15 protein-coding genes are annotated in these 13,851 nt (G+C 69.3%); 5 read left to right on the top strand and 10 right to left on the bottom strand.

The window, feature by feature from the left end:
• The first annotated feature begins 19 nt into the window (after window positions 1-19).
• On the top strand, window positions 20-790 hold the full coding sequence (locus ACFVAV_RS20025; RefSeq protein WP_379036466.1) for a potassium channel family protein: 771 nt from the start codon (window positions 20-22) through the stop codon (window positions 788-790).
• Here ACFVAV_RS20025 and eccB read toward each other — a convergent pair.
• Entirely contained in the window at window positions 787-2,277 is a 1,491-nt protein-coding gene (eccB, locus tag ACFVAV_RS20020; RefSeq protein ID WP_379036463.1) for a type VII secretion protein EccB, read from the bottom strand. The two genes, ACFVAV_RS20025 and eccB, sit on opposite strands and share 4 nt — an antisense overlap.
• 83 nt (window positions 2,278-2,360) lie before the next feature.
• Between eccB and eccE the strand changes: the two genes are divergently transcribed.
• On the top strand, window positions 2,361-4,004 hold the full coding sequence (eccE, locus tag ACFVAV_RS20015) for a type VII secretion protein EccE (protein ID WP_379036462.1): 1,644 nt from the start codon (window positions 2,361-2,363) through the stop codon (window positions 4,002-4,004).
• 67 nt (window positions 4,005-4,071) lie between these two features.
• Here eccE and ACFVAV_RS20010 read toward each other — a convergent pair whose 3' ends face one another.
• Window positions 4,072-4,632, bottom strand: a complete 561-nt coding sequence (locus ACFVAV_RS20010; RefSeq protein WP_379036461.1) for an NADPH-dependent FMN reductase — start codon at window positions 4,630-4,632, stop codon at window positions 4,072-4,074.
• A gap of 91 nt (window positions 4,633-4,723) precedes the next feature.
• On the opposite strand from ACFVAV_RS20010, the gene ACFVAV_RS20005 reads away from it, so the two are divergent.
• Window positions 4,724-5,704: a GAF domain-containing protein gene (locus ACFVAV_RS20005; RefSeq protein WP_379036460.1), complete on the top strand. Its 981-nt coding sequence runs from the start codon at window positions 4,724-4,726 to the stop codon at window positions 5,702-5,704.
• Here the strand turns inward: ACFVAV_RS20005 and ACFVAV_RS20000 are convergent, their stop codons facing one another.
• Entirely contained in the window at window positions 5,705-6,514 is an 810-nt protein-coding gene (locus ACFVAV_RS20000) for an S-methyl-5'-thioadenosine phosphorylase (RefSeq protein WP_379036459.1), read from the bottom strand.
• A gap of 144 nt (window positions 6,515-6,658) precedes the next feature.
• Between ACFVAV_RS20000 and ACFVAV_RS19995 the strand changes: the two genes are divergently transcribed.
• Window positions 6,659-6,994 (top strand): metal-sensitive transcriptional regulator, encoded by a 336-nt coding sequence (locus ACFVAV_RS19995; RefSeq protein ID WP_379036457.1) that lies wholly within the window; start codon window positions 6,659-6,661, stop codon window positions 6,992-6,994.
• A 104-nt stretch (window positions 6,995-7,098) separates the two neighbouring features.
• On the opposite strand, the gene ACFVAV_RS19990 is transcribed toward ACFVAV_RS19995, so the two are convergent.
• From ACFVAV_RS19990 to ACFVAV_RS19980, 3 genes are all read right to left on the bottom strand, one after another.
• Window positions 7,099-7,764, bottom strand: a complete 666-nt coding sequence (locus ACFVAV_RS19990) for an SDR family NAD(P)-dependent oxidoreductase (RefSeq protein WP_379036456.1) — start codon at window positions 7,762-7,764, stop codon at window positions 7,099-7,101.
• Window positions 7,765-7,830: 66 nt separating this feature from the next.
• Complete coding sequence (locus ACFVAV_RS19985) at window positions 7,831-8,352, bottom strand: MarR family winged helix-turn-helix transcriptional regulator (RefSeq protein ID WP_379036455.1); 522 nt, start codon at window positions 8,350-8,352, stop codon at window positions 7,831-7,833.
• A gap of 72 nt (window positions 8,353-8,424) precedes the next feature.
• Window positions 8,425-9,330 (bottom strand): alpha/beta fold hydrolase, encoded by a 906-nt coding sequence (locus ACFVAV_RS19980; RefSeq protein ID WP_379036454.1) that lies wholly within the window; start codon window positions 9,328-9,330, stop codon window positions 8,425-8,427.
• An 82-nt stretch (window positions 9,331-9,412) separates the two neighbouring features.
• Between ACFVAV_RS19980 and ACFVAV_RS19975 the strand changes: the two genes are divergently transcribed.
• Window positions 9,413-10,039, top strand: coding sequence for a winged helix-turn-helix transcriptional regulator (locus tag ACFVAV_RS19975; RefSeq protein ID WP_379036453.1), 627 nt, complete (start codon window positions 9,413-9,415; stop codon window positions 10,037-10,039).
• Window positions 10,040-10,095: 56 nt separating this feature from the next.
• On the opposite strand, the gene ACFVAV_RS19970 is transcribed toward ACFVAV_RS19975, so the two are convergent.
• The 4 genes from ACFVAV_RS19970 to ACFVAV_RS19955 all read right to left on the bottom strand — a co-directional run bounded on the left by ACFVAV_RS19970 (window position 10,096) and on the right by ACFVAV_RS19955 (window position 13,824).
• Window positions 10,096-11,016 carry a nitrilase-related carbon-nitrogen hydrolase gene (locus ACFVAV_RS19970; protein ID WP_379036452.1) on the bottom strand — a complete coding sequence of 307 codons (921 nt, stop codon included), beginning with the start codon at window positions 11,014-11,016 and terminating at the stop codon, window positions 10,096-10,098.
• A 289-nt stretch (window positions 11,017-11,305) separates the two neighbouring features.
• Window positions 11,306-12,190 (bottom strand): helix-turn-helix domain-containing protein, encoded by an 885-nt coding sequence (locus tag ACFVAV_RS19965; protein ID WP_379036451.1) that lies wholly within the window; start codon window positions 12,188-12,190, stop codon window positions 11,306-11,308.
• 145 nt (window positions 12,191-12,335) lie between these two features.
• Window positions 12,336-13,340 (bottom strand): helix-turn-helix domain-containing protein, encoded by a 1,005-nt coding sequence (locus ACFVAV_RS19960; protein ID WP_379036450.1) that lies wholly within the window; start codon window positions 13,338-13,340, stop codon window positions 12,336-12,338.
• Between the two features lie 301 nt (window positions 13,341-13,641).
• Window positions 13,642-13,824 (bottom strand): hypothetical protein, encoded by a 183-nt coding sequence (locus tag ACFVAV_RS19955; protein ID WP_379036449.1) that lies wholly within the window; start codon window positions 13,822-13,824, stop codon window positions 13,642-13,644.
• Between the last annotated feature and the right edge of the window lie 27 nt (window positions 13,825-13,851).

Raw genomic sequence — 13,851 nt, 5'->3', positions numbered from 1 at the left:
CGTCGAACCAGGTAGCAGCATGGATCCGTTGACCACCGACTCCACCGCGGAGCGCCCGCCGACCCGCAGGCAGCGGTGGGAACACGCGACCAATCTGCCGTTGATGGTGCTGGCCGTGCTGTTCCTGCTGCTGTACGCCTGGCGGGTGCTCGACACCGACGCCTCGCCGACGCTGGATTCCGGTCTGCTGTGGGCCGATATCGGCATATGGGCGGTCTTCGCTGTGGACTTCGTGGTCCGCCTGCGTTTGTCCACGGATCGCGTGCGGTTCGTCCGCAAGCATCCGCTGGACCTGCTCGTCGTCCTCGTGCCGCCGTTTCGCCCGTTACGCCTTGTGCGCGCCGCGCTGCTGCTGCTCGACACCCTCAACCGGGCGACGAAACCACGCACCCGGCTGGTCACTTTCGTCGGCACCAGTTCGCTGCTGATCCTGCTGCTGTCGAGCCTGGCCTTCTTCGACGCCGAGTACGGCGCACCCGACAGCAAGATCAAGACCTTCGGCGACGCCCTGTGGTGGTCGGCTGTCTCGGTGACGACCGTCGGCTACGGCGACGTCTACCCGGTGACCACCGAGGGCAGGCTGGTGTCGCTGGTCCTGATGACCCTCGGCATCGGCCTGATCTCGTTCGCCATCGGCACGATGACCAGCTGGGTCGTCGAGCAGCTCAAGACGGTCGACGAGGCGGCCGACCGCGCCGAGCGGACCCTCGCCGAACTGGTCGACGAGGTCCGCTCGCTGCGCACCGAGGTGGCTGAACTCCGAGCGCGATCCGAGGCCCCGCCGGGCTAGTTGGCGGCGGGGTTGACCGTCGCGACAGGCTGCTTGGCCGGCGACGGGTCGGGGGCGACACCGTCGTGCGCGACCATGGCGTCCTCGCGGCCGAGGCTCGGACCACCCGCGAGCAGACCGACGATCGGCCATGGCGCGGGTTCGGCCTTCACGTTCTCCAGCCCGAGGGCCTTGACCGCGTCGGCGTTCTTGATGCCGAAACGGACGCCGGTGTCGGCGATGTAGAACAGGCTGTCCTTGCGGCGGCTGTCGGGTTCGATGCCGGTGGTCTGGACGTAGGCGCCGGACGCGGGCGGGATGTAGACGGAGTCGGCGTTGGCCTTGGACCCGTCGGCCTGGGCCAGGTTGACCAGCTTGGCCTTGTCCGGGATGGGCAGCGCGATACCGGTGAGCACGGCGAGCTCGGCGCGGGCGGTGCCGTCGGCATTGTCGGTGGCGCCGGCGATCGGCTTCCAGGTCAGGCAGCTGACGGGCTGATCCTTGGCGGTCACCAGCGTGGGCTTGACGCTCGGGTAGTTCTGCACCTTCAGCGCCTTCGAGACCGGGGCGTTGGTGCGCTCGGTGGCCTGGATCGTGGTGCCGGCCATCTGGGTGTTGTTGGAGTTGCGGACGATGTGGGCGGTCAGCGACGACACCGGCTGCAGTCCGTCGTAGAGCACCACGTAGTTCTGGTTGGGCTCGTTGAAGACCTGGACGACGTCACCGATCCGGTGGCCGCTCACGCTGTAGGACGGTGTGCCGCCGGGGTTGTCGATGACGGGGGCGATGATCGGCAGTACCTCGGGGATCGCGTTGAGCAGACCCTCGCCGACCGATCGCGGGGTGGCTCCGGTGATCGCCAGCGCGTCGGTGACGGCGCGCTCGCTCATGTTCACCCTGGCCCGCTTGTCGCCGTAGACCAGGTACGCGGAGTCCTTGCCCTGCACCAGCAAAGCCTTGTCCTCGGCCATCTTCGACGCCTTGTCGCCGAGATCGGGCGAACCGGCCAGCACCGAGGTGGTCAGGTCGGTGCTGCCATCGGCTTTGAGCTGGTCGCACACCGACCACTGCCTGCCCTTGCCGTCCTTGTCGTACATGATCGACGACGGTGCACCCGGGATACCGATCAGCTGACCGCGCGGCTTCTTGCCGAGCTCGGATTCCTTGACGATCACGGCTTTCGACGCCTCACCGGCGGCCAGCCGGGCCGAAGCCAGGTTGAGCGCGGGGTGCACGACGTTCTCGATCACGACATAGACGCCGCCGGATTCCTTGCCGATCAGGATCTTGTTGTCGCCGATCTTGTCCTGCGGACGCAACAGCGCGAGGATGCCGCAACCGGCCAGGACGACGAGGCCGAGCACCAAACCGACCGCGTACGCACGGGTCTGGGCGCGCATCGGATCGTGCAGCATGCGCACGTCCCGGCGCACCAGGGCGTGCTCCATCCGCCGCACCAGGAAGCGGTAACCGCTGACCTGCCAGCGTGTAGTGGGTTTTGAAGGCATGGTTCCTCCCCCGAACAGTGCTCTCGTCCGGGCAACACAGTACAGTTCCCGGCAGCACTTGTTCACATTCGGGGGAGGAACCAATGGCCGAGTTCACCGGTGCGGGTCCACATCCACTGTTCGGTCGCATCTCGTTGCCGCACCTGCTCATCGCGCAGGTTCTCGGCTTGACCGCAGGACTCGTCGCGCTGGTGTGCGGCCTCGGTCCCTTCCCCGCGCTCGGCATCGCCGTCGTCGTCGCGCTGGTGCCGTTGATCCCGGTCGGCAAGCGGACCCTCCTCGACTGGATGAGCACGATCCGCCGGTACGCGGGCAAGCCCGACTACACCCTCGGCGACACCGTCGACTTCCGTGACACCGACGGCCGTTCGCTCGGCCTGTACTGGGACGGCAGCCGGGTGGTCACCGTCGTCGAGGTGCTGCCGCCCAAGGGCGGGCTGACCAGGATCGCCCGCAATGCCGTGCACGCCTCCCACCTGCTCCCCCTGCCCGAGCTGGCCGCCTGCCTCAACCAGCACGACATCCTGCTCAGCGGCATCGACATCATCAGCCACGGCCACCGCAGCCGCTCCGGCACACCGGCGGGCGCGATCTACGAATCGCTGCTCGGCCCACTGCCCGCCACCGCGCATCGCACGGTCTGGCTCGCGATCAGCTTCGACGCGGTGGCCTGCCCCGACGCGACGGCCCGGCGCGGCGGCGGCACCGGCGGCGCTTCGCGCGCGGTCACCATCGCCACCCAGCGGATCATGCGCACGCTCGAGGACGCCGACTGCAGCGCCCGCATCCTCACCGCGCCCGAGATCCGCAAGGCCGTCCAGCAGATCACCGCGGGCCTGGACCCGCGCACGCTCACTCAGCGGTGGAAGTACGCCGAGATCGGCAACACGGTCAATATCGGCAGCGCGGTCGATCCCAAGCAGCTCGGTTCGGATCTGCTCGCGCAGCTGTGGGTCGCGCCGTCGCGCGGCACGACGGTCGCTGTGCGGCTGCGTCCTGGTAGCGATGCCGAGTCGGTGAGTGTCGGCGCCGCATGGCGATTGACCGCCCGTGAGCTGCCGGAGAATTCGACGACCAAGGGCATGGTGTCGATGAACGGCAGGCACCGGGACGCGCTGCTCGCGCATCTGCCGATCGCGGTGCCCGGCGTGGACGACACCGTCCCGACCACCGAGTACCCGATCGATGTCATCGGGGCGCTGCACCTGCCGTCGGCGGGCTGCGGTCAGCTGCTCGGTTCCGACGACGAGGGCAACGGCGTCGCCGCCAGGATCATCGGTGCCGGTATCTCCTCGGTCTATGTGGCGGGCGAGCTGTATCTGGCTCAGCAGCTGGTGTTCCGCGCACTCGCGGTCGGCGAGCGGGTGCTCGTGCGAACCGACCGGGCGCACGCCTGGGAGCAGCTGGTGAACACCGTCGGCAACCCGGAGCGGCTGACCATCGCGGTCGAAACACACCAGTCCGACGCGGGTTTCACCGCCACCGTCGTCGACGGTGTGCTGGCGCCCGCTCCGCACGCCGGTGTCACCACGATCTATCTGACCGGTGATCCCAACGGCTGGCCCGCTTCCCGTCCCGATCTGGAGATCTACCAGCCGGGCGCGATCGGCAACCGGGTAGTGCTGCGCACCGGAACCACCAGGGTCAACCTCACCCTGGTGTCGATCCCGCGTGAGGCGACCTACATCGGCCAGCCGCGCGGCCAGCGCTCGATGGCCCCGGCCTGATCGGTCACGGTAGCTCGCGTAACCACGCGGGCCGCCCTGGCATGCCGCGAGGACGCAGCCTGATCGGTCAGCCGGGATAGGGGTCGGCGGCGCGGGCGGCCCGCAGAGTCCGCCCCCACCAAGCCAATTGGCCGAGCATCCGGGCGCTGGCGTCGATCGCGGCGTTGTCGTCGGTCGCGCCCTGTGCGTCGAATCGGCGTTTGGCCTGGGCGAAGCTCACCGACTCGCGCACCGAGACCATGTGCAGTTCGGCGACCACCTGCCGCAGCTGCTCGACCGCGCGGAGGCCGCCCGAGAGCCCGCCGTAGGAGACGAAACCGATCGGCTTGGCCCGCCATTCGTGTTTGGCGCTGTCCAGTGCCGTTTTCAGGGAGGCCGGGTAGCCGTGGTTGTACTCGGAGGTGACGACGGCGAACGCGTCGGCCGTGGCCAGCCTGGCCCGGAACGCGTCGACCTCGGGTGTCTCGGTGAGGCCGACGGGCAACGCGATGTCGAGCAGGTCGAGCACGCCGACCTCGAATTCCGGCCGCTCGCCGACCATCCCGAGGAACCAGTCGGCCACCACGGGCGCGAACCGCTCGGGGCGGGTACTGGCGACGACGACCTCCAACCGCAGCGGTGTGTCCATCCCCCGAGCTTATCGATGCGGGCGTGACCCCCCACCAGCGGCGCACAGCGGATCGGGCACGATGGCACAGTCTCATGGAAGGGGGCAGAACGTGATCATCGGGCGGTGGCAGCTGGTGGAGACGCTCGGCGCACCGGATACGTGGTCGATGTTGACCGCGGGCTCCACCCCGCGGGACTGGGCGTCGTATCAGCGGGCGATTCCGGCCGCGCTGCAACCGATGGTCCGCGCCGCCCACGATTCCGGTGCGCCGGTCGAGCGGGTGCTGCCGAAATCCCGGAATCCGTGGTCGGAGTTGCGATTGCGGGCCGAGCCCGTGGTGTGGCCGGGGTCGCGCACGCACGCGGTGAAGGTGTGGGTCGGTGCGCAGGCGCCTGCCGAGGAGCTCGGGGTCGCACCGTTCCAGATCGACGCGCGCGCCAGGATCATCCGGACCCGGCCGGCCGGCTTGGGTCCGCATTTCGGTTCCGCGCCGACCGAATACCGCGGCGCCGAGCCGTTCCAGCGGATCGAGCGCTTCGATCGCGCGCTGGATATCGTCGCCGCGCTGACCCGCTCCGAGCCGGACAGCCGGTGGTCCGGGGTGGCGACCGTGCACTCGTCGGCAGGCCCGCGGTCGCTGCTGGTGGCCGCGCGCAACGGGTCGGAGCCACAGCGGTTCTCCTGGCGCGGCCTCTCGGTCGATGTCACCGACAGCATTGCCCCGCAACATAAGTCGTTCGAGGCGGCGACCCTCGAGTTGCTCAGGACCACCCAGCCCGGCCTGTATCTGTGCATCCTCGACACCGCGCAGGTCCGGCAGGTCAGGTGGGTCACCGAGCCGGTGCCCGGGCTGCGCTGGCGCGAGATCGACGAACGGCTGATCCCGCATCCCGACGACCGGGCCAGGATCGCCGACGCCCGCGCGCAGATCCTGGCAGGCGCCACCCGCACCGGGCTGACCGGCGTGCGGCTGGCCGCGGAGCCGGGTGGGTGGCTCGTCGCCGATATCGAGGTGTCGCCGTTACCCGCGGGCGGCGCGGCGCCTGACTTCGTGCTGGCTCAGCTGCAGGTCAACACGCCGCCCGCGTGATCAGGGCAGTTCGAAGGGCAGCGACACCCCGGCGTGCACGAGGCAGTGCTCGCAGGTGTCCTCGCTGTCGACCGCGGCGACCGCGCGGCGCATCAGCTCCTTGAACGGGCCGAGGTTCTTCTTGAACTCGGCGAACACGTTCACCGCGTGCACGCCGTCGCCCTCCCCGAGACCCGCGTCCAGGTCGGTGACGAGAGCGACTGCGGCGTAGCACATCTCGAGTTCCCTGGCGAGCACCGCTTCGGGGTGACCGGTCATGTTGACCAGGTCCCAGCCCTGCCCGGCGAACCAGCGGCTCTCGGCCCTGGTCGAGAAGCGGGGGCCCTGCACGACGACCATCGTGCCGGAGTCCTCCACCCGCAGGTCGTCGTCGGCGGCCTTCACCGCGGCGGCGCGCAGGTCGTTGCAGTAGGGGTCGGCGAAGGAGACGTGGACGCCGCCGCCGTCGAAGTAGGTCTGCGGGCGGCCGGAGGTCCGGTCGACGAGCTGGTTGGGCACGGCCACGGTGCCCGGACCCCAGTCGGCGCGCAGGCTGCCGACGGCACACGGCGCGAACACCCGGCGCACGCCGAGCGAGCGCAGCGCCCACATGTTCGCCTGGTACGGCAGGGTGTGCGGCGCGAACTCGTGCTGCTTGCCGTGGCGCGGCAGGAACGCGACGGCACGACCGTCGACCTCGCCGACCGCGACGGGCGCGCTCGGCGCGCCGTACGGTGTGTCGACCTCGACGTGGGTCACGTCGTTGTCGAAGAAGTCATAGAAGCCGCTGCCGCCGATGACGGCGAGGGCGGGCCGGGGAAGCGAACTCATACCGATGATTCTCCCGTCCGGGCAGGTCGCGCGCATCACCGGGATCGCACAGACGGCCCTATCTGACAATTCCGGCTTGAAACTGTACCCTAGGGGGGTATCAGCTCGCACAGGCGAGCATCCCGGCCGGCGAGGAGACCTTCGGTGACTGCACCCACCCCCGACACCACAACCGGCGGCGAGCACGCGGGCCATGGCGGCCACGGCTACATCACCGCCAAGGACGACTACCTCAAGCGCCTGCGCCGCATCGAGGGCCAGGCTCGCGGCCTGCAGCGCATGGTCGAGGAGGAGAAGTACTGCATCGACATCCTGACGCAGGTCTCCGCGATGACCAAGGCCCTACAGGCGGTCGCGATGGGCCTGCTCGAGGATCACATCTCGCATTGCGTCGTGGACGCGGCGGTCGCCGGTGGACCCGAGGCCGAAGCCAAGATCAAAGAGGCGACCGACGCGATCGCGCGGCTGGTCCGCTCCTGACCCCGTCGGCGCGACCACGACCGCCCGTCCGCCGCGTGCGTAGTCGGCGCTGTTCACGGGTCGGCGGCCGCGCCTAATGAGGCGAGCGCTGCCCGGCCGTCGGCTCAGGCAGCGATGAAGTGTTCGGCCCGGTCGCGGGTGGTGTGCAGCATCCAGTAGTCGAGGGCGATCTCGTCGGGCGCGCGGTAGGGGACGCCTTCGGGCGCCTGAGTACCGATCAGCAGGTTGATAGCCACGTTGACGGCGTAGACGCCGTTGCCGGCGAGGGTGTTGTGCAGGTTGATCGCCCAGTTACGCTGGCCCGCTTGGGCGATGTTGGCGTCGGCGAGCATCGGGTACGGGTTGACCGCGCCGCCGCCGGTGGTGAACAGCAGCGTGCCCGACCCGGCGTCGAGCATGCCCGGCAGCACTGCTTGCACGGCGGCGACCGCACCGAACAGCAGGGCGTCGATCTGGGGGCGCAGGGTCTCGGGCGTCACATCCTTGGGCGCGGTCATCGTCAGACCGGCGTGCGGGGAGAACTCCAGAACGTCGATGCCGCCGAACCATTCCGAGGCGGCCCGCAGGGCGCTGGTGAGCTGGTCGGGGTCGGCGACATCGGCGGCGAAGGCTTCCGCGGTGATCCCGGCCGCGGCCAGCTCGCCGACGAGGGTGTCGAGTTTGTCCTTGCTGCGTGAGATCAGGGCGACGTCGAAGCCGTGGCCGCCGAAGACCTTGGCGATGGACAGGCCCAGGCCCGGACCGGCTCCGACGATGGCGATGGTGGGCATGCGAACTCCTTGATCAGGGGTGGTTCCGGCGGGGGTGCCGGTGGGTGGACATGAGTGCCCCGGCGGTCACTCTCGGTCGGCGGAAGCGCCCGGGGAGGCCCAGTCGGTGGGGCACGGCGCGTCGAGGGCGGCGAGGATGCGCTGGGAGGCGGCGCCGAGTTGGCGCTGCTGGGCCTTGGTCAGCGGGTCGAAGACCAGGCGTCGCACTGCCTCGACGTGGCCGGGGGCCGCGGCGGCGACCTTCGCCATGCCGTCGTCGGTCAGGGTGGCCAGGGTGACCCGGCCGTCGGCGGGGTCGGGGTGGCGCCGGACCCAACCCCGCTTCTCCAGGCGGATGATCACGTTGGACAGCCGCGACAGCGTGCTTCCGGCGTACTGGGCGAGCTCGCTCATCCGCAGGGTGCGCTCCGGGGCGCCCGAGAGCGCGGACATGACGACGTAGTCGAAGTGGGCGATGCCCGCCTCGCGCTGCATCTGCGACTCCAATGCCGCAGGCAGCTGGGTCAGCACGTAGGCGAAGGCGTACCAGTGTTGCTGCTCATCGGCATCGAGCCAGCGCGCCTCGCTGGCCTCCCGTTCGGCTTCCACATACCCAACATACTCCAAGCATGGAGTAATTAGCCACCAGAGTTACTCTTAGCGTGAAGTAATAAACGGGCCTCAACCGTGACTCGCGCCTCCGCGTTGCGTCGCTGCCCAGTCACGGAACGCGGCAACGAACTCCTCGGGCGCGTCGGATTCCACGTAGGTTCCGGCTCCCTCGACGATCACGGTCTTGTGCTCGGGGAAGGCGGCTTCCAGGCGCAGGCGCTCCTGGGGACGGAAGGCGATGTCGGCGTCACCCCACACGATCAGCGCCGGGAGGTGGGCGATGTCGGCAAGGCCCGCCTCGACCTCGGCGAAGAAGTCCCGACTGGTGCGGACCCGGTTGGGGAGTACCGCGGAGGCCTGGCGCCGCTCGGGGGTGCCCAGCGCCCGGCGGTAGTGAGTCATCTCGGCCGCGGTCGGCTTCCGCCTTCGGTGACCGGTGGGTATGAACGCGTTGACGAGGAGGTTGAGCCGCCGAACCAGGAAACGGCCCGGGAGTCCGCCGAGGATGCGGGAGAAGGCCTCGAAATGCAGGACGCCGTTGACCGGCCAGGCCCAGGTATTGGCGAGCACCAGTCGATCGAAGACTCCCGGCCGCCGCTGCACGACCGCCAGGCCGATCAGGCCGCCCCAGTCCTGCCCGACCAGAGTGACCCCATCGAGGCCGAGCGCGTCGACAAACCCGGTGACCACCTCTGCGTGCTCCTCAGGCAGATAACGGTAGCCCGGCTTCGGCGTCGACAGCCCGAATCCCGGGTAGTCGAGGGCGATGCACCGGAAGTCTTCACGAAGCGCACGGATTACGTCGCGCCAGAGGAACGACCAGGTCGGGTTGCCGTGCAGGAGCAGCAATACGGGACCCGATCCCTCGTCGACGTAATGCACGGTGTGCCCGTCGATATCGACGAAGCGGCTCTCGAACGGGAACAGGTCGTCATCGACCCAGGCGGGCCGCACGCACTTCGTGGTATCGGCCATAGCGGCCCCCTCTCGGCTCGGTCTCGCGATAGACTTGAGTTTCTCAAGCACACTTGAGACAGTCAAGCGCTAGAAGGATATGATGCGGAGTTACGGCCAGTACTGCGGGCTCGCCCGGTCGCTCGAAGTCGTCGGCGACCGGTGGAACCTACTCATCGTCCGCCAGCTCCTCATCGCCCCCGCCCGCTACCGCGACCTGATCGACGGCCTCCCCGGCATCGCGACCAACCTGCTCGCCGATCGGCTGCGCGACCTCGAGGGCTCGGGCGTGGTCGAGCGGCGACTGACCGGTCAGGGCAGCATCGTCGAGTACGCCCTGACGCCGTGGGGTGCCGAGCTGCGCCAGCCGATCGAGAGCCTGATCCGCTGGTCCACCCCTTTGATGGTCCGTGGTGCCGACGGCGACTCGTTCCGCCCCGAGTGGCTCACCCTCGCCGTCCCCGCCCTACTCGACGCCCGGGTCAAGGTCCGGCCCTCGGCGACGGTCGGCCTCGAGATCGGCGACCCGCCTTTTCAGCTCCGCGCGACGCGCTCCGGCTTCGAGGTCGGCCCGCATGACGGCCGCGAGCTCGACGCCACCGTCCGCGCCGACCCCGCCTCCGTCCTCGGCCTCGCCGCCGGCGCCCTCACCCTCGGCGACGCCCGCGCCCTCGGACTGGTCGAGATCGACGGCGACGAGGCCGTCGTCCGCGCCGTCTTCGCCGCCTGACGGGGCCCGGGCACGCGGTGGGCCGTCGGATGGCAGTCTTCGGCGGCGCCCGATCCTCAGGCGCCTGCGAGTTCGGCGCGCACCGGTTCCCGCCGCGCGACACGGCCGCTCGGTACCCGGAAGCCCTCGGTGCACTCACTGTGCGCGACCGGGCGCACGGCCCGGGTGAGGTCCAGATCGGCGAAGAGCAGACCTTCCGTCCCATCGGCCAGCGGCGGGGCCAGTTCGAGGCCGCCGGGACCGAAGATCCGGGAGACGCCTCCGCCGCCTCGCAACAGCCGGCGATCCGGCAGGCGCGCGTCGACGACTTCCCAGCCCGCGACCGGCACCACGGCGACCGGCGCGATCACATAGGCCGACCCGTCCATCGCATAGCGCACACTGGCCGCGGTGTTGAGTTCCGGACCCCACTCCTTGCCCTCGCCGTAGTACACGGTGAAGCCCGACCACGCGGCGATGTGGATCTGCTCGCGCTCGTCGTGCATCCGGGCGCGCACCGCGGGCCGCATGTGGTCGGCCCCGCCGAGCACACCGATCCGGCCGAGTTCGGTGTCACGCACCAGCAGCTTGCCGTCGGCGGCGCTGAAGACGGTGCGCTCCAGCCCGGTCGGCTCCGCTTTGCGAGCGATCGCGATCTCGCCTTTCACGTCGATGAGCGCCTGGGACATGAACACCTCGCGGCCGGCGCGCTCGGCGAAACCGATCGAGACGTGAATGCCCTTGCGACGGGCGGCATAAGCGATCGCCCGCAACTCCGGCCCGTCGGCGGTCAGTGAGTTGGCCAGGTAGCGCGCGATGAACTCCTCGCCCCAGTCGACCGAATTGAGCCACATCCACCACGGGAACCCCGGCAGGAATGTCTCGGGGAAGGCGACCAGCCGCGCACCACCATCGGCGGCCTCGTCGATCAGCTCGATAGCCTGCTCGACTCCGGCGGACAAGTTCAACCACTTCGGCTCGGCTTGCACCGCAGCCACGCGTACCCGACCAAACATCGTGACCCCTTGTCGCTCAATCCTTGAAAGGTGTTCGATTCACTCTCTCGCAGATGGCGGCGACATAAACTGTCATAGCGTGCCACTCGACTGACCGTCCGTGCCAAACCGGCGAATCCCCCCGGAAGTCCGGCCTGTTTTCCGTCCAAAGGCTCGGTAGAACCGATTTCCGTGAACATCAGATCGTGTCCCGCACTAAGCATTCCACACGCACGCCGAACCGCGAATCACTATCACCGTTCAGAAAAGGGACATCGTCGATTCTCCGCTGTCACAGGCCGGAACAAAGTCGGTACCCGGCGCGGTATTCGCCGGGAGCCATGCCGAATTCCGCGTGGAAGACGCGGTAGAAGTGCCTTTCCGCGGCGAATCCGGCGGCCGCGGCCACTTCCTCGATCGACCGCATCCGCCCGTCGCACAACAATTCGCAGGCATGCTCGAGCCGCATCCGCAACAAGCGGCGGGCCGGACTCTCCTCGCCTTCGAACAGGCGGTAGAGGGTGCGGCGCGAAATGGCGAAGCGGTGCGCGACCACGTCGACGGTGAGGTCGGCATCGGCGAAGCGGCGCCGCATGAACGCGATGACCCTGGCCCGGGTGAGCTCGGCGGCCGACGGGCCGCGCGGCGTCGAACCGGCGGCGAGCGCCAGCGCCGACGCCATCATCCCGACGCCGTGCCGGGCCAGTTCGGCGGCCACCTCGGGGTCGTCGTGCTGCACCCGCGCCAGGCCGCGGAAATACGCGCCGACCGCCGATGCCGGATGGTCGGGGCCGAGCGCGATCGCCGAGGGGACCGTGCCGAGCGGGGCGCCGACGGTGTCGAGCGCGGAGATCGGCACCTGCACGACCACCTTGTCGAACTCCTCGTCGATCTCCCAGCGGTAGGGCCGGGCGCTGTCGTAGAACACCATGCTGCCCGCGTCGACATGGGCGGCCCTGCCGTCCTGGTGCATGACCCCGCGCCCACCCAGGTAGATACTGGCCAGGATGTAGCGATCCTCGGCAGCGCCGATCAGCCGCGGCGTCCGCCGCACCGTCTGCGCGCCGGCCTGGACCGAGGTGACCAGCAGCCCGTCGAACTCGGTGGCGGCGATCCGGCCGCCGAACCGCTCGGTCGCGTGCGGCGACACCGCGAGTGGGATGTAGGTCTCGCTCATCAGCGATTCCCACCGCTCGACCACACGGTGTGCAGGCTGATCGGGTCCGGTACGAACGCTGACCGTCGTCCGCCGATTCAGCACCACCCCGCGCCTTCCCTCGATCGCCATGCAGCCGCCCTCGGCGTGCGCGTGTGGACCCCGGTCACGCGGTGTGGCGGCCGGCTTCGCCGCGACCGGAAGCGGATACCGTGACCAGCCGGTATTCACCGGGGGTCATCCCGGTCTCCAGCCGGAACGCACGGAAGAAATGGCGTTCGGACGCGAAGCCGGAGGCCTGTGCGATCGACGCCGTCGACCGGCCGGTATCGCGGATCAGCAGGACCTGCGCGCACTCCACGCGCATGCGTCGCAGCACCGTGCTCAACCCGTCACCGGTCTCGTCGAACAGCCGGTACAGGCTGCGCCGCGACACCAGGCACGCGCGGGCGATCTCGTCGACGGTCAGGCTCGCGTCGGTACACCGCGCGCGCATGAAGGACAGCACCTGCTCCCGCGACAGCGCCTGCGCCGATGCCCCCGCCGGGACCGAGCCACCGGTGAGCGTGATCGCCGAGGCCAGCAGCTTCACCCCGTTTTCGGCCAGCACCGTGGCCTGTTCGGGCGCGCTCTGCTGGATCCGGGCCAGGTCGCGGAAGAAGCCGGCCACGACACCGCCGGGGCTGTCGGCCTGCACCGTCACGGCGGTGGGCAGCGCACTGCGATCGGTGGGGACGTGTTCGCCGAGCAATGCCAACGGGACCCTGGCCACGACCTGCGCCCACGAGCCGTCCAGGTCCCAGTGATAGGGCCGGGTGGTGTCGTAGAAGACCATGTCCCCCGGTCGCACCACCGCGATGCGCCCGTCCTGGTGCATCCTGCCGAAACCCGCGGTGAGAATGCTGACGAACAGGAACTCGCCGTCGGTGCGGGCGATGCCGCTCTTGGTGCGCCGGACGCGCTGGCCACTGGCACCGACCGTCGACAATTCGAAACCGGGCATAGCGCCGCGCACGATCCACCCGTGGAATGCCGCATCGCGTGCGGGGTCGACCGCCAGCGGCACATAGCTTTCCGACAGCGACGCCTCCCACTGCGCGAAGGCCTCGCCCGCCGGCAATTCCGGACCGTCGTTCAGTCGCCACTCGACGAGATGCTCCGACGACTCCACGCCACCCACCCCGCTCTCTTGCCAACCGGCCAGCAAACTGCAGGCGTCACAACGAATCACCCGTCGCCTGGTGCCAGAGCCTGCCAGATTCACCGATGCGTCGCCACCATATGATTCAGAATGGAATATTCAGCGTTCATCAAATATTCAACCGACCCCGGCTTTTGCAGGAGATTCGGGCCGGACCATTCAGTCATGCATGGCCGGTTTGTGACGCTTATCACCGAGGGCCGGGCCGCGTCGTGTCGCGCTCAGAGTGCGACCGGGCGGCGCCGGGCAACCATCCGGTATTCCCCCGGCGTCATGCCCGTCGCCTCCCGAACACGCGATAGAACTGACGTTCGGAGGCGAATCCGGAAGCGGTGGCGACCATCGTGATGGAGCCGATATCGGCGGACTCCAGCAACTTTCGCGCACGCTCCACCCGCAGGCCGCGCAACAATGCCCCGAGGAGAATCGGGCGGGCGGTGTCGCAGAAGATCATCGAGCCCGGCGTACACCATCTCCGCAC

The sequence above is a fragment of the Nocardia sp. NPDC057663 genome (assembly GCF_042799895.1).
Classification (GTDB): Bacteria; Actinomycetota; Actinomycetes; order Mycobacteriales; family Mycobacteriaceae; genus Nocardia.
Note: the sequence above shows the minus strand (reverse complement) of the source record. Positions and strands in the feature narration are given on the sequence as shown.

What these genes read in the sequence shown, in the direction of transcription:
- ACFVAV_RS20025 (WP_379036466.1), top strand. Translation starts at nt 20, where the DNA reads ATGGATCCGTTGACCACCGACTCCACCGCGGAGCGCCCGCCGACCCGC.
- eccB (WP_379036463.1), bottom strand. Translation starts at nt 2,277, where the DNA reads ATGCCTTCAAAACCCACTACACGCTGGCAGGTCAGCGGTTACCGCTTC.
- eccE (WP_379036462.1), top strand. Translation starts at nt 2,361, where the DNA reads ATGGCCGAGTTCACCGGTGCGGGTCCACATCCACTGTTCGGTCGCATC.
- ACFVAV_RS20010 (WP_379036461.1), bottom strand. Translation starts at nt 4,632, where the DNA reads ATGGACACACCGCTGCGGTTGGAGGTCGTCGTCGCCAGTACCCGCCCC.
- ACFVAV_RS20000 (WP_379036459.1), bottom strand. Translation starts at nt 6,514, where the DNA reads ATGAGTTCGCTTCCCCGGCCCGCCCTCGCCGTCATCGGCGGCAGCGGC.
- ACFVAV_RS19990 (WP_379036456.1), bottom strand. Translation starts at nt 7,764, where the DNA reads ATGCCCACCATCGCCATCGTCGGAGCCGGTCCGGGCCTGGGCCTGTCC.
- ACFVAV_RS19980 (WP_379036454.1), bottom strand. Translation starts at nt 9,330, where the DNA reads ATGGCCGATACCACGAAGTGCGTGCGGCCCGCCTGGGTCGATGACGAC.
- ACFVAV_RS19975 (WP_379036453.1), top strand. Translation starts at nt 9,413, where the DNA reads ATGCGGAGTTACGGCCAGTACTGCGGGCTCGCCCGGTCGCTCGAAGTC.
- ACFVAV_RS19965 (WP_379036451.1), bottom strand. Translation starts at nt 12,190, where the DNA reads ATGAGCGAGACCTACATCCCACTCGCGGTGTCGCCGCACGCGACCGAG.
- ACFVAV_RS19955 (WP_379036449.1), bottom strand. Translation starts at nt 13,824, where the DNA reads ATGATCTTCTGCGACACCGCCCGCCCGATTCTCCTCGGGGCATTGTTG.